The sequence below is a fragment of the Pseudomonas sp. P4795 genome (genome assembly GCF_048822895.1).
In the GTDB taxonomy this organism is placed as follows: Bacteria; Pseudomonadota; Gammaproteobacteria; order Pseudomonadales; family Pseudomonadaceae; genus Aquipseudomonas.
Map to the genome: position 1 here is coordinate 453,128 of NZ_JBMFBT010000001.1, position 13,716 is coordinate 466,843.

A 13,716-nucleotide genomic window follows, 5' to 3' on the forward strand; every position below is an offset into this window, starting at 1 on the left:
TTTCAAAGTAGTCAGGATCCGACAGACCACGGCGATCTCCTGGCGAGATCGTCCTGTCACTCGCCCTTTTCAGGCGGTTCGAACCTGACACAGCGGGAAACATGGCGCTAACTAATTTCTCGATAGCGCAGCCCTGTGTCCCTTTTTGCCACTACGCGACCGTCATGATCGGCAAGGCTTTATCTGTATATCCATACAGATAAAAGTTGCCCATCGACACAACACCGGCCATTCTGTGCGCCTCTGCGGGCAATGATCGACGATGGTGGTTATGCGGCTGTACCTCTGTGAAAAACCTTCCCAGGCCAAGGATATTGCGGCCGTACTCGGTGCCCAGCGCCGGGGCGACGGCTGTTGGCTAGGAACGGATGTCACGGTGACCTGGTGCATTGGCCACTTGCTGGAAACCGCGCCACCGGATGCCTATGACGCCCGCTACAAGCGCTGGGTGCTGGCGGACCTGCCGATTATCCCGGACAAATGGAAAATGACCGTCAAGCCACGCACGGCCAGCCAATACAAAGCGGTCAAGCGGCTGCTCGGCGAGGCCAGCGAACTGATCATCGCCACCGACGCCGACCGTGAGGGCGAGATGATCGCCCGGGAACTGGTCGAGCATTGCCGGTATCGCGGGCCGATTCGCCGGCTGTGGTTGTCAGCGCTGGACGAAGCGTCGATCCGCAAGGCGCTGGCTGCACTCAAACCCGGCGCAGAGACTTTCAGCCTCTATCACTCGGCGCTGGGTCGCTCGCGGGCGGATTGGCTGATCGGGATGAACATGAGTCGGCTGTTCACCCTGCTCGGTCGGCAATCCGGTTATCAGGGCGTGCTGCCGGTGGGTCGGGTGCAGACGCCAACCTTGCGCTTGGTGGTGGATCGCGACCGCAGCATCGCTGATTTCGTACCGGTGGCGTATTGGGCGATCGACGTGCAGCTTTTGCACGATGGCACCTCGTTCACCGCCCAATGGCGCGCGCCAAATGATGTTTGTGATGATCAGGATCGCTGCCTCAATCAGGCGCTGGCCCAGCAAGCAGCTGCCGCCATGAGCAGCGCCGCCAGTGCCCGAGTGATCAAACTGCGCACCGAACGTATGCGCGAAGTCGCGCCCCTGCCCTTCGACCTCGGCACCTTGCAGGAAGTCTGCTCGAAGAAACTCGGCCTCGGCGCGCAGGAAACTCTCGATGTCGCCCAAGCGCTGTACGAAACCTACAAAGTCATCACCTACCCGCGCAGTGATTGCGGCTATCTGCCGGTGAGTCAGCACAGCGAAGCGCCGGGGATTCTCGCGGCGTTGCGTCAGGCTGACCCGAGCCTTGAAGCGTTGCACGAGCATCTGCAGCCACAGCGCCGCTCCCGCGCCTGGAACGACGCCAAGGTCAGCGCGCACCACGGCATCATCCCCACCGCTGCCGCGAAAAACCTCGAGCGCCTGAGCGGCAAGCACCGCGCGGTCTACACACTGATTCGCGCGCGTTATCTGGCGCAGTTTCTGCCCAATCATGAATTCGATCGCACTCAGGCCGATTTCGATTGCGCCGGTGAAGCGTTGCGCGCCGTCGGCAAGCAGATCGTCGAACCCGGCTGGAAACGCGCCCTGCCCGAAGCACTGGCGCCAGCCAAGGGGCGTGAGGCGCCGGCACCGCAAACCTTGCCGACCCTGAGTGAAGGCGCCGAGTGCGCGGTGGCTGAGGTCAAGCTCAAGGATCTGTGGACCCAGCCACCCAAGCCCTACACTGAAGGCGACCTGATCAAGGCGATGAAGAATGTCGCCAAACTGGTGCAAGACCCGCTGCTCAAGCAGAAACTCAAGGACACCACCGGCATCGGCACCGAAGCCACCCGCGCCTCAATCATTCAGGGGCTGCTGGATCGCGGTTATCTGCTGAAGAACGGCAAGGCACTCGCGGCCACGCCTGCCGCGTTCAGCCTGATCGACGCGGTACCGCGAGCGATTGCTGACCCCGGCACCACAGCCATCTGGGAACAGGCGCTGGACATGGTGCAGAGCGGCGAGATGAGTCTGGAAGAGTTCGTCACCAAGCAAGCAGCGTGGATGAGCAAGCAGGTGGCGCGCTGCTCCGGGTTGAGCCTGACCATCAGCGGCCCGCCACCGGCCGGCAAGGCCGGCGCGCCGTGGAAAAACAAACGCAAGTCCACCCGACGCAAAACCACGACCACCGCCAAGCGCCCCGCGAAGTAGCGCTTGGAGCTCCTTGTGGCGAGGGGATTTATCCCCGTTGGACTGCGCAGCAGTCCCAAGTTTTTAGGCAAAGAACGGGCCGCTACGCGACCCAACGGGGATAAATCCCCTCGCCACAGGAGCCCGATTCACACTATTGTTTCTGTCGTCGCCAGCCCGGGGGTTCACAAACATGCCCAACATCGAACTGCACCCCGCCCAGCGCGACGAACTGGACACTATCGAAAACCTGATGCAGTTCTACATGTACGATCTCAGCCAATGGCTGCCGCTGAAACTTGGCAAACATGGCTTCTTCAGCATCCAGCCGAAACTCGATTACTGGCGCCAACCTGCCACCCAACCCTTCCTGATCAAAGTTGACGGCGAACTTGCCGGATTCGTGACCGTGGATAACGACATCCACCTCGACGGCGCCGAACACAACATCGGCTACTTTTTCGTTAGCCGACGCTTTCGTGGCCAAGGCGTCGCGCAGTTTGTCGTCTCTGCCCTCTTGAGCCGAATTCCCGGTCAATGGCAAATTTTCCATATCGACGCCAACCTCCCGGCACAGCGCTTCTGGGCCAAGGTCATACCTGATTTGAGCGGCGGCGAATTCACTCTGCATGAAAAATCCGTCGACGGTTACCCGTGCACGTTCTACTGCCTGAAAAGCCCCGCTCCCGTTGCCTGAGGGCAACTTTTCTCATTCCGGAATGACTTTGTCCGACAATATGTAGTGCTTGAAAATAATCACTACAAAACCGTTGACGGCATCGTTTTGCTTTTGCATGATGCAGACGTCTCCCCGATCGGGAGCACTGGTAACACGCTTGAGCAAACTCGTCTGACCGCCGAGTTGTTTTTTCCGGATACACGCTGCCCACAAGGCAGATTGAAGAAGCTGACCTGGCCTGAACGTCCAGTACAAGGACGAGAAGCGCTGGCGAAAATTCTCAAGACGCTTGTGGTCGACACGGTAAATGTCGTCAAGGAGCCTCCCGGTTTTCGCTGCTTCTCCTCGTTGTGACGCTATTGCGTAGCAGTTATTCAACACGACTACATGCAACAGAAGCATGACCCCGTACTTCAAACGGGCGAGCGCTGACGTCCTGGTTTCGGTGCCAGGGATCAACTAACCGATGGGCTACCTGTATTAGCGAATCAACTTTGAAAGATCACCAGACTGGTCAAGGGGCAAAATCATGAATCTGAACAATCAACCCACCATCGAAGAACTGGCTCGTATGTTCGCTGCGCAAAAAGACAGCCACGACAGCCACATTCTCTGGATCAGCAAGTCGGGCCAAGTGCATATCGACTGCCTGTCGCCGCACACCGGCGAGGCCGAGTTCGACCAGAACCACCAGAACCTTGCGGCCCGCCTGAAGATGTACCGTCGCGGTCACGGTTATGTCGGCAAAAAAGCCGCAGCCGACAAGGATTTCATCGGGAGTGTTCTGCAAACGCTGAAACAGGCGTGGGACTCGCTGCAGAACAAGGGTGAAGTTCGGGTGATTGATCGGTTTTGCTGAGTTAGAACCTAACTGACAGAAAGGGCCTGCTTCCAAAATGGAGCAGGCCCTTTTTTACTTTCGCTGCACGTGAACAGCGTTGCTCACGGGTTTCGTTCCAACACCAAGTCCACAAACGCCAACGCAGCAGCACTGTGATAATTCCCGCCGCGCCGCAACAAAGCCGCCCCGCGCTGCGGCGCCTCCCCCGTCACCACCAACCGACGCAACGCGCGATCCTCGGTGGCAATCGCCTCCGGCAACATCGTCGCCAGCGGCGCATGCCGAATCACCTCCAGCAACGTGCTCACCGAATTCACCTCGATCTGCACCTTCGGCGCTATCCCATGCTGCCGGAAATACTCGTCAATCGATAAGCGCGTGATGAACTCCGGCGCCAGCAAGGCGAAATCCAGCTGCGCGAGGTCATCCGGCGTCAGCACCGCAGCACTCGCATATAGCGGATGCTCCCGCCCGACCATCACGCCCAACGTCTCGACAAACGCCGGAATGCATTCAATGTCCGGGTTACGCACCGGGGTAAATGCAATGGCGATATCCAGCGAGTCATCTGCCAGTCCCGCCTCGATATCGTCCATCGACAGCTCGAAAATCTGCAGATGAATCCCCGGATAGCGCACCACGTAATCGCGCACCAACGGCCCGACCAGATACGCCATGAATGTCGGCGTCATGGCCAGGCGCAGCGTGCCGCGGGTCAGATCTTTCACATCATGCAATGCACGTTTACCCGCCTCCAGCTCCACCAGCACCCGACGCGCGCATTCGATGTAGGCCTGGCCGGCATCGGTGGCTTTGACCGAGCGGGAGGTGCGGTCAAACAGGTTCACGCCGAGGCTTTCTTCCAGTTGGCGGATCTGTTGCGACAAGGTCGGCTGCGACACATGCAACGCTTCGGCAGCGCGGGTGAAGCCGCCGTGATCGGCGACGGCCAGCAGATAACGCAAATGTCGCAGCAGCATGGGATCACCATCTATAGGCAGGACTTATGCGTGGCATTGTATATCGGTCTTGGACGCTATGGATGATTGAGCAGAAGATCAGTCCCACACAGCAAGCCAACCCCGAAAGGAGCGACACCATGCACCAGTCCCAAGCCTACAACGACAGCCGCATCGCCCTGACCACCCGCGCCGTTGACGCCAAAGCACAGAAAAAACTTTCGTGGCAGGATCTCGCCGACGGCACCGGTCTGAGCGTGGCTTACGTCACCGCGGCCCTGCTCGGTCAGCATCCGCTGCCGCAAGCCGCCGCTGAAGTGGTCGGTGACAAACTGGAACTGAGCGCCACCGACGTCGCCGCCCTGCAAATCATCCCGCTGCGCGGCAGCCTCGACGGCGTGCCGACCGACCCGACCATCTACCGCTTCCACGAGATGATCCAGATCTACGGCACCACCCTCAAAGCCCTGGTTCACGAACAGTTCGGCGACGGCATCATCAGCGCGATCAACTTCAAACTCGACATCAAGAAAGTCGAAGACCCGGAAGGCGGCTCGCGTGCCGTGGTCACCCTCGACGGCAAGTTCCTGCCGCTGCGTCCGTTCTGATCTGCACCGGCCCGCACTTTCTGTGCGGGCCTACTTTCCAAGAGGACACGCACATGAAAGCCCTGATCGACGGTTTCCTGAAATTCCAGAACGAAGTATTCCCGCAGCGCACCGAGCTGTTCAAACATCTGGCCACGACGCAGCATCCCGGCACCTTGTTCATCACCTGCTCCGACAGCCGCGTAGTGCCGGAACTGCTGACCCAACAAGAACCCGGCGAGCTGTTTGTGATTCGCAATGCCGGCAATATCGTGCCGTCCTACAGCCCGCATCCGGGTGGTGTTTCAGCGACGGTGGAATATGCAGTAGCGGTGCTTGGCGTGACTGACATTGTGATCTGCGGACATTCCGATTGCGGCGCAATGACCGCCATCGCGCAGTGCAAATGCATGGATCACCTGCCCGCAGTCAGCGGTTGGCTGCAACATGCCGAGTCGGCGAAAGTGGTCAACGAAGCCCGGCCACATGCGAATGACGCGGCCAAGTTGAGTTCGATGGTGCGCGAGAATGTCATCGCGCAACTGGCGAATATTCAGACCCATCCGAGCGTGCGCCTGGCGCAGGAGAAAGGCTTGCTGAATCTGCATGGCTGGGTGTACGACATCGAGACCGGGTCGATTGATGCGCTGTCCTCAGACCGCCGCACTTTTGTGCCGCTGGCTGAACAACCGGCGACTTGCGCGGTGTACGCCCAAACGACCAATGCCGCCTGAAACACTCACTTTGTGGCGAGGGAGCAAGCTCCCTCGCCACAGGATCGGTGTTTTCAGCGTTTTACCGTGAGATCCGTTTGGCTCATGCGGCTACGCACCGTGAACACCCCATCCCCGGAAAGAATCGCACTGCGCGCAAACAAGCGCCCGCTCTCCCAGTTCGAAAGCCCCAGCTCCGGCTTGTTCAGGGCGTACTGTCCATCGACCCAACGCGTAATCCCATTACCCACAAACGGCGCATTCACCGCGTGGTAAAAGCGCTCATGGGCAAGCAGATCTTCGCTGATCAACGACACCGTGAACTGCGGGCTGTAGCGGTTGAACAACGCAATCGCCTGATCCAGATCATCGACGATCATCAGGCTGACTTCCGGCGTTTCTTCCCATTCCCACTCGCGCCCCAATTGCCCTTCCGGCAACGGTTCGGCCAGGGCTTCAGTCTGATAACCCTCGGCGCGATAAACCTCGACCGTCGCGTCGCGCCAACCCTGCGGCAGATAACCTTCACTGCCCTCAACGATGTGCAACTTGCAGCCCTGACCGCGAGCGCTGCCAGCCTGCTGCAAGGCATCGAGAAACAGCGGCACCAACTCAGCCGCACGCTCACGCTGAATCAGGCACACGTTTAGCGTGTTGCACACCTTGCGGTCCAGCGAGTTGCGCACCACCGCCGCAAAGCGCAAAGAGTCGGCATCACGATCAGCAATCAACCACGCACCGCCAGTGCCATGCAGGCTGACGGCGGTACCGGCTTGCTGAGCGATGCTGCCCAACTGACTGACCGCCCGCCCCGAACCGCGCGCGACGGCCAGCGACAGGCGCCGATCGGCGAACATCGCCCAACCGGCAGCGTGGTTGACGCTCTCTACCAACGACACCGCACCCGCCGGCAGCCCGGCATCGGCCAGCGCCGGGTTCAGTGCGTGAGCAACGATTGCCTGCGCGGTGCCCAACGCATCGCTGCCAATGCGCAACACCGCGGTGTTGCCGGTGCGCAAAACGCCGGCAGCATCGGCAAACACGTTCGGCCGACCTTCGAACACGAACGCGACGATGCCCAACGGCGACACCACTTGCTCGACCTTCCAGCCGTCGTGCTCGACGCAGCTGATAACTTTGCCGCGCGTGGCCGGCGCATCGCGCCAGGCGCGCAGGCCGGCAATCATGTCGCGGCGCATGCGTTCATCGGCGAGCAAGCGTGTAGTGGAACGCCCACGGGTCTTGGCGCGTTCGATGTCGGCAAGGTTGGCGGTTTCAATCAACGCCCACGCGTCCGGGCTTTCCAGACGCTGAGCGAACAGATCAAAGAAGCGGCTGATCGCTTCATCTGACACAGAAGACAACGCTGTGAACGCCGTCGCCGCACTTTCAATGGCCACGGATGCGGCCTGCTGATCCACCACCGGAATCAACAACAACTCGCCACTCACCTGCTCCACCAGCAGGTGATCGCCGGGTCGGAAACGCTCGGCCAGTTCGGGGCTGACCACGGTGACGCGGTTACCGGCGAAAGGGATTGGCGTGCCAGCGACGAGACGTTCGAGCGCGAGAGACATGGAGCGGATTCACCATATTGAGGGCGGCCGGAAAATGTATAGGTTGGCCCCTCTCAACGCAACACAGGTTCAGAACACTGACCAGCCGATCCGCGAGCTGAGCATTTCCAGCGCTGCCATGCCCGCCAGCGAATTACCCGCCACGTTGAGTTCCGGTGACCACACGCACACGGTGAATTGCCCCGGCACCACCGCGACGATGCCGCCGCCAACGCCGCTCTTGCCCGGCAAACCGACGCGATAAGCGAAGTTGCCGGCCTCGTCGTAGAGGCCGCTGGTGGCCATGATCGAGTTGACTTGCTGGGTCTGGCGCCGGGTCAGAATCTGCTCGCCGCTGTGCTTGCAGAAACCGTCGTTGGCGAGGAAACAGAACGCCCGCGCCAGGTCGATGCAACTCATGCGCAACGCGCAGTGGCTGAAATAACTGCGCAGCACCGCTTCCACATCGTTGTGAAAATTGCCGAAGGATTGCATCAGATACGCCATCGCGGCGTTGCGTGCGCGGTGCTGGTATTCGGAATCCGCGACCTTGCCGTCGACCATCACCTGCGGGTTGCCCGACAGGCGCCGAACGAAGTCGCGCATCGACAATGCTGGCGCGGCAAAGCGTGACTGGTTGATGTCGCAGATCACCAGCGCCCCGGCGTTGATGAACGGATTGCGCGGGCGGCCGCGTTCGAATTCCAGCTGCACCAGCGAATTGAATGGCTGGCCGGACGGTTCATGCCCGAGGCGCTGCCAGATCGCTTCGCCAGAATGCTCGATGGCCTGCACGAGGCTGAAGACTTTGGAAATACTCTGCACCGAGAACAGCGTATCAGCGTCGCCGGCGCAGTACATTTCGCCGTCGTTGCCGTACACGGCGATGCCCAATTGATTGGGCGGGACGGTGCCGAGGGCGGGAATGTAGTCAGCCACCTTGCCCTGCCCGATCAGGGGCCGGACAGCGTCAAGGATCTCGTTCAACAGCGCTTGCATGCCGGGTTCCGCAGTCACGCCCCGTGGGATTGTGGGGACACTGGGGCTAGACGCGCCAAGCGCACTTCAAATCACACTCTTTAGCGGATCAATGCACCCGATTCAGCCCGGTGAGCAACGCGCTGTCGCGGCTGTAGATGTCCGGCGCGTACATGACACGCCCTTGGCTATCGACCTGCGCCGTCCAGTAAGTCATCAGGATCGGCACCGGATTGCTCAGACGGAACTCATGCGTAGTGCCGGTGGCGAGCAAGGTGTCGGTGCGCGCCTTTTCCGTGGGACTGAGCAGGAAGTCGCGCAGCTTCAACGGATGTTCGACGCGCACGCAGCCAGAACTGAACGCGCGTGGTCCCTTGTCGAACAACGCTTTGCTCGGCGTGTCGTGCAAGTACACCGAGAACGGGTTGGGGAAGCGAATGACCATCTGCCCCAGCGGGTTGCGCGGTCCGGCATCCTGACGCAGCAGAATATTGCCCGGATGATCCCAGTCGACATCTTCCGCTGCCAGCGGCAAGCCGTTGGCGTCGAGCACTTGCAGATTGTGCCGGCTGAGGAAGGTCTGATCCTTGCGGATTTCCGGCAACTTGTCTTCCTTCCAGATCGTCGGTGGCACAGTCCAGGTCGGGTTAAGCGTCAAGCGCGTCACGCGCGATTTGAGCAGCGGCGTCTGCCGTTCGGCGCGGCCGACCTGGGTGCGGGTCTGCCACACCGGTTGGCCGTTCTGGTACAGGGTCAGCTCGGCGGCGGCGACGTTGACCAACAGGCCATCGGGTTCCAGATCCTGGGCCATCCAGCGGAAACGTTCGAGATTGACCCGCAGTTGTTCGCGGCGCGTCAGCGGGCTGATGTTCATTTCAGCAATGGTGCCCGGCCCGACCACACCGTCAGCCTGCAACGAATGGTTGAGCTGAAAGCTCTTCACCGCCTCGACCAGTACGCCGTGATAGGCGTTGTCCGGCGTGCCGGTCACGCTGCTTAGATAGCCTTCGTTATACAGACGCTGCGCCAGTTCCGGCACGCGTTTGTCTTCCATGTCCGGGCGCAGCAGCGGCCCGCTACCGACTGACTGCCAGTGCGGCAATGCTTGCAAGCGTTGGGCGGCGTAAAGCTGTCGCAGATTCTGATACTGCGCCAGTTGCGGGCGCGCCAGATTAAAGGCCGCTGCAACGTCATGCAGGCCCGGCACGGCGATTGCCAGCAGTTCGGTCTGACGATCCCGTGGCGTTTCGTCGGAATGCCACAGCGGCTCGAAGTGCTTTTGCAGCAGGCTGCCGTAGTGCAAATCCTGCAAGGCTTGCAGGTAATAACGGCTGATTTCGATGTCGGCGCACAGCTCGCCGTCCTGCGGCGCGGTCAGCGCCACCGGGTAGCGTTTCGGGTTCAGGCCATCGTCGGCCAACAGTTGCACTTGCGCATGCAGGGCCGCCAATTGCCCACTGTCAGCCCAGACTGGCAGCCAGTCTTGCTGTTGATAGAACGCGCGCAGTTGATCGAGTGCCGCACTGTCAAGACGCGTAGCCACCGCCGGACACGCCTGCGGCAGACCGAGCAAAACCGCCTGCAACGGACTCTGCGGTTCGACCGGCGCTTGTAGCGGGATTGGCTGCGACAACGTCGGCAATGGCGCCAGCGCCTCTTCGGCACAAGCGACAAACGGCGCTGCGAGCAAACAAATGCTCAAGTAGGATGCGTACTTTTTGAACAACTGCTTTACTCCAATCCATGGCCGTCTCGATGACGGTCAACCTTACATCAGGTGCGGTGAACAGTCAGGCGCGATTCGCGGGCCTGCCGGGGACGACTGGACGTCAGGAGCCTAAGTGGCAAACACGTAGCAAGCGAGGATACTTTTTACATGTTGACGTTTTTGCGCCGACTTCTGCTGACTGCCGCCGCCATGGGTGTGGTGACCAGTCCGGTTTTTGCCGCCGGCAGCCCATCGCCGGTTTTATACACCAGCCTCGCCCACGCCGCGCCGGAACTCAATCCCCAGGCGCTGAAAGGTGCACTGAATGCCATGCAGTGCGCGATCAACAACGGCGCCCGGCAATCGCAGCACCTGGCGATCATCGATTACTCGCAACCTTCCACCGCCCGCCGGCTGTGGATCTTCGATCTGAAAAAGAAAAAACTGGTGCTGCGCGATCTGGTCGCCCACGGCTCCAATTCCGGGGAAAACTTCGCCACGCAGTTTTCCAATCGTGAGGGCAGTTTTCAGTCGAGCCTCGGCCTGTTCCGCACGCAGGAAAGCTACGAAGGCACCCACGGTTACTCGCTGCGCATGGACGGTCTGGAACCGGGCTTCAACGACATGGCCCGCGACCGGGCGATTGTGATTCACGCCGCCGACTACGTGAATCCGCTCTGGAGCAAGCGTCAAGGTCGCATCGGTCGCAGCCAGGGTTGCCCGGCGGTGCGTCCGCAGATTGCCAAACAGGTGATCGATCGTTTGAAGAACGGCCAGTTCATGTTCTCGTGGTATCCCGATCAGCGCTGGTTGAAAACCTCGCCGTACCTCAACTGCAAGCCGCAGCAGATTGCGAGCATCCTCAGCACTCACGGCAGCTGACACAACGCATAGCCCCTGTAGGAGCTGTCGAGTGCAACGAGGCTGCGATCTTTTGATCTTGTTTTTGAAGATCAAATCAAAAGATCGTCCGATCGCGGCCCGAGCCTTCGGCAGCTCCTACAGTTTCGACCTGCGGGGTTTCATTACAGATTTGTCATTGAGTTGTCGGTTTACCGAGCGGATCGCTCGGTAGCCTGAAGTTGTTCCGGCGCACTTGCCGGTCAACTTCAACACTTGAGTGACTCATCATGAAAACCCTCATCCTCGCCTTCACCGCCCTCCTCGCCAGCGCTTCGGTTTTCGCATCATCCATGCCCGACACCGCCGTGATTCAAGATAAAACCGGGGTCTTCGTGCATCTGGATGTCGACAAAGTCCTCTCCAGCACTGATATTTCCCAGGCCTGCGGCGTGATTCCGGCACAGCTCAACTACCTCGACCATCAGGGCCGTGAGCATGTGCTGAACTACCAGGTGCAAGGCAGCGGTTGCACCAATGACCATTGAGGCCCATGCCCATGAATATCCTCGTTGTCGAAGATGAACCCAAGGCCGGCAATTATCTGCTCAACGGTTTGCAGGAATTGGGTTACAGCGTGAGCCTGGCACGCGATGGCGCTGATGGACTGCACTTGGCGCTGGAGCACAGCTTCGACGTGATCGTGCTCGACGTGATGATGCCGAAAATGGATGGTTGGGAAGTCCTGCGGCGGCTGCGCAAGGAAGCCGATACACCGGTGCTGTTTCTGACTGCCCGCGACGACATCGCCGACCGCGTCAAGGGTCTGGAACTGGGCGCCGACGATTACCTGATCAAACCGTTCTCCTTCGCCGAACTGGTGGCGCGTCTGCGCACCCTGACCCGGCGTGGGCCGATCCATGAAGACGAACAGCTGCAAATCGCCGATCTGCAGATCGACGTGCCCAAGCGTCGGGTCAGCCGCGCCGGGGTACGCATCACCCTGACCAACAAGGAATTCGCCTTGCTGCAACTGTTCGCCAGCCACACCGGGCAAGTGCTGTCGCGCTCGCTGATCGCCTCGCGGGTGTGGGACATGAACTTCGACAGCGACACCAATGTTGTGGATGTCGCGGTGCGCCGTTTGCGGGCGAAGATCGACGATCCGTTCACGCTCAAGCTGATTCACAGCGTGCGCGGCATCGGTTACCGCTTCGATACGCAGTCATGAAAGCTGCCGGCAGTTATTCCCTGACGCTGCGCTTGGCGCTGGTGTTCGCCCTGCTCGCGTTCGGCTCGCTGGCCGGTCTCGGCGCGGCGTTGTACAGCGAACTGGAAGAACAATTGATCCGCCGCGATGACATTGCGCTGGTCAGCCGCGTCGATCAGTTGCGCACCTTCCTCAATGACAGCAATACGCTGGAGCTGATCAAGACCAAACCGGCGCTGTTCCAGAACATGCTCGGCAACCGCGAGGCACTGCTGAGCATCGGCACGCCGGGCCAGCCGCCGTTGCTGGTGGTCAACCCGGGCAATCTGGCGATGCCGAACCTGCCCGCGGTGCCGGTCGATCACCCGATGGGACTCAGCGATGTGCAGCATTTGCCGAGCATCAGCGGCGTGCCGTTTTCCGCAGTGGCGGCGACCATCGATTCTGGCGAGCTGGGCCATCTGCAAGTGCTCACCGGCCGCCTGATGAGCGAACGCACGGCGATGCTCGCCAACTACCGACTCAGCGTTTACGGCCTCGCCTCGCTGGCGGCGCTGATTCTGGCGTTGATTGGTTGTTTGCTGGTGTATCGCGGGCTGCTGCCGTTGCGGCGGATTGCGCAGCATGCGCACGGGATTGGCGTCGGCAACCTCGGTGAGCGCCTCGACAGCCAGGGTACGCCTCGTGAGTTACAACCGATGATCGAAGCGTTCAACGCCATGCTTGATAGGCTGAACAAGGGTTTCGCGCAGTTGAGTCAGGTCTCCACCGACATGGCCCACGAACTGCGCACGCCGATCAATAATCTGCTCGGCGAAACCCAGGTTGCACTGCAACAACATCGCAGCATCGACGCCTATCAGCAGTTGCTCGCCTCCAACGTTGAGGAACTGGAACGCCTGACGCGGATGCTCGACAACATGCTCTTTCTCGCCCGCACCGATCCGGCAAGTGCCTTGAGTCAGCGTCAGGAATTGGACGCTTTTGATGAGATGCAGCGCATCGCCGACTATTTCGAGGGACTGGCGGCGGATGTCGGGATCAGCATCGAGGCCAGCGGCAGCGGCGTGATCTGGGCTGAGCCGATGCTGTTGAGACGTGCGCTGGCCAACCTGTGCGCCAATGCGATCAAGTACGGCGCGGCGGATTCGATCTTGCAAGTGGAAGCGATTGCCGAGGCGGACGGCAGTTATCTGCGAGTGCGCAACCACGGCGCAACTATTCCCGCCGAACACCTCCCGCGATTGTTCGAGCGTTTCTACCGCGTCGATCAATCCCGCGAACGCTCCGCCCAGTCCAACGGACTTGGCCTGTCGATAGTCGCGACCATCATGCAATTGCACCATGGCCGTTACAGCGTCAGCAGCGCCGAGGGCGTGACCTGCTTCGAACTGTTCTTCCCCGCCCGAACTTAACATCCACCAAAGAACCCTGTGGGAGCTGGCTTGCCAGCGATGGCGGTG

Annotated in this window: 14 protein-coding genes; 9 read left to right on the top strand and 5 right to left on the bottom strand. The window is 60.4% G+C overall.

What is annotated here, in order from left to right; all coding sequences use genetic code 11:
- Positions 1 to 271 precede the first annotated feature (271 nt).
- Together ACOI8A_RS02000 and ACOI8A_RS02005 are read left to right on the top strand one after the other, a co-directional pair.
- Positions 272 to 2,203 (top strand): DNA topoisomerase III, encoded by a 1,932-nt coding sequence (locus ACOI8A_RS02000; protein ID WP_420649634.1) that lies wholly within the window; start codon positions 272 to 274, stop codon positions 2,201 to 2,203.
- A 172-nt stretch (positions 2,204 to 2,375) separates the two neighbouring features.
- Positions 2,376 to 2,879, top strand: a complete 504-nt coding sequence (locus ACOI8A_RS02005; RefSeq protein ID WP_420649633.1) for a GNAT family N-acetyltransferase — start codon at positions 2,376 to 2,378, stop codon at positions 2,877 to 2,879.
- Between the two features lie 12 nt (positions 2,880 to 2,891).
- Here ACOI8A_RS02005 and ACOI8A_RS02010 read toward each other — a convergent pair whose 3' ends face one another.
- Positions 2,892 to 3,263: a hypothetical protein gene (locus tag ACOI8A_RS02010; protein ID WP_420649632.1), complete on the bottom strand. Its 372-nt coding sequence runs from the start codon at positions 3,261 to 3,263 to the stop codon at positions 2,892 to 2,894.
- Between the two features lie 127 nt (positions 3,264 to 3,390).
- On the opposite strand from ACOI8A_RS02010, the gene ACOI8A_RS02015 reads away from it, so the two are divergent.
- The gene (locus ACOI8A_RS02015; RefSeq protein WP_420649631.1) at positions 3,391 to 3,720 is read left to right on the top strand and encodes a hypothetical protein; all 330 of its coding nucleotides are present in this window, start codon (positions 3,391 to 3,393) and stop codon (positions 3,718 to 3,720) included.
- A gap of 83 nt (positions 3,721 to 3,803) precedes the next feature.
- On the opposite strand, the gene cynR is transcribed toward ACOI8A_RS02015, so the two are convergent.
- Positions 3,804 to 4,682: a transcriptional regulator CynR gene (gene cynR / locus ACOI8A_RS02020; protein ID WP_420651255.1), complete on the bottom strand. Its 879-nt coding sequence runs from the start codon at positions 4,680 to 4,682 to the stop codon at positions 3,804 to 3,806.
- 119 nt (positions 4,683 to 4,801) lie between these two features.
- On the opposite strand from cynR, the gene cynS reads away from it, so the two are divergent.
- Both cynS and ACOI8A_RS02030 read left to right on the top strand, forming a co-directional pair.
- Complete coding sequence (gene cynS, locus ACOI8A_RS02025) at positions 4,802 to 5,269, top strand: cyanase (protein ID WP_420649629.1); 468 nt, start codon at positions 4,802 to 4,804, stop codon at positions 5,267 to 5,269.
- A 53-nt stretch (positions 5,270 to 5,322) separates the two neighbouring features.
- Positions 5,323 to 5,982: a carbonic anhydrase gene (locus tag ACOI8A_RS02030; RefSeq protein ID WP_420649628.1), complete on the top strand. Its 660-nt coding sequence runs from the start codon at positions 5,323 to 5,325 to the stop codon at positions 5,980 to 5,982.
- Positions 5,983 to 6,035: 53 nt separating this feature from the next.
- Here ACOI8A_RS02030 and ACOI8A_RS02035 read toward each other — a convergent pair whose 3' ends face one another.
- From ACOI8A_RS02035 to ACOI8A_RS02045, 3 genes are all read right to left on the bottom strand, one after another.
- A complete protein-coding gene (locus ACOI8A_RS02035) occupies positions 6,036 to 7,538 on the bottom strand; it encodes an aldehyde dehydrogenase family protein (RefSeq protein ID WP_420649627.1) in 1,503 nt (500 codons plus the stop codon).
- Between the two features lie 69 nt (positions 7,539 to 7,607).
- The gene (gene glsB, locus ACOI8A_RS02040; protein ID WP_420649626.1) at positions 7,608 to 8,516 is read right to left on the bottom strand and encodes a glutaminase B; all 909 of its coding nucleotides are present in this window, start codon (positions 8,514 to 8,516) and stop codon (positions 7,608 to 7,610) included.
- Between the two features lie 88 nt (positions 8,517 to 8,604).
- Positions 8,605 to 10,221, bottom strand: a complete 1,617-nt coding sequence (locus tag ACOI8A_RS02045; RefSeq protein WP_420649625.1) for a L,D-transpeptidase family protein — start codon at positions 10,219 to 10,221, stop codon at positions 8,605 to 8,607.
- A gap of 150 nt (positions 10,222 to 10,371) precedes the next feature.
- On the opposite strand from ACOI8A_RS02045, the gene ACOI8A_RS02050 reads away from it, so the two are divergent.
- The 4 genes from ACOI8A_RS02050 to ACOI8A_RS02065 all read left to right on the top strand — a co-directional run bounded on the left by ACOI8A_RS02050 (position 10,372) and on the right by ACOI8A_RS02065 (position 13,668).
- The gene (locus ACOI8A_RS02050; protein ID WP_420649624.1) at positions 10,372 to 11,085 is read left to right on the top strand and encodes a murein L,D-transpeptidase catalytic domain family protein; all 714 of its coding nucleotides are present in this window, start codon (positions 10,372 to 10,374) and stop codon (positions 11,083 to 11,085) included.
- Positions 11,086 to 11,333: 248 nt separating this feature from the next.
- Positions 11,334 to 11,591 (top strand): DUF2790 domain-containing protein, encoded by a 258-nt coding sequence (locus tag ACOI8A_RS02055; protein WP_420649623.1) that lies wholly within the window; start codon positions 11,334 to 11,336, stop codon positions 11,589 to 11,591.
- An 11-nt stretch (positions 11,592 to 11,602) separates the two neighbouring features.
- Positions 11,603 to 12,274 (top strand): heavy metal response regulator transcription factor, encoded by a 672-nt coding sequence (locus ACOI8A_RS02060; protein ID WP_420649622.1) that lies wholly within the window; start codon positions 11,603 to 11,605, stop codon positions 12,272 to 12,274.
- Entirely contained in the window at positions 12,271 to 13,668 is a 1,398-nt protein-coding gene (locus ACOI8A_RS02065; RefSeq protein WP_420649621.1) for a heavy metal sensor histidine kinase, read from the top strand. Before ACOI8A_RS02060 ends, ACOI8A_RS02065 begins: the two co-directional genes overlap by 4 nt.
- Positions 13,669 to 13,716 lie beyond the last annotated feature (48 nt).